Annotated in this window: 1 protein-coding gene; it reads right to left on the reverse strand. The window is 37.1% G+C overall.

The features are described from left to right. Positions 1–130: 130 nt before the first annotated feature. A partial coding sequence (gene rpsL, locus C0Z19_RS27750; RefSeq protein ID WP_102613013.1) for a 30S ribosomal protein S12 occupies positions 131–412 on the reverse strand: 282 nt, incomplete at its 5' end.

Raw genomic sequence — 412 nt, forward strand, 5'->3', positions numbered from 1 at the left:
AACTTAGAGTTATGAATTGGATCTGGTAATACGTCTCTTTTAGGTACTGATCCTTTACGAGGCATAATGTAAATCCTCCCTTCCTTATATTAAATATTTTAAGTTTAAGATTTAATTAAAAACTAAATTCTTAGTTTTTAGGTTTCTTAGTTCCGTATAATGAACGACCTTGTCTACGTCCGTCAACACCTGAAGTATCAAGTGCTCCACGTACAATATGGTAACGCACACCTGGTAAGTCTTTTACACGTCCACCACGTACAAGTACAACACTGTGTTCTTGTAAGTTATGGCCGATACCAGGGATGTATGCGTTAATTTCGATGTTGTTTGATAAACGCACACGTGCATATTTACGTAACGCTGAGTTAGGTTTTTTAGGTGTCATTGTACCTACACGAGTACATACACC

Origin of the sequence: Trinickia soli (genome assembly GCF_002879855.1) — a bacterium.
Classification (GTDB): domain Bacteria; phylum Pseudomonadota; class Gammaproteobacteria; order Burkholderiales; family Burkholderiaceae; genus Trinickia; species Trinickia soli.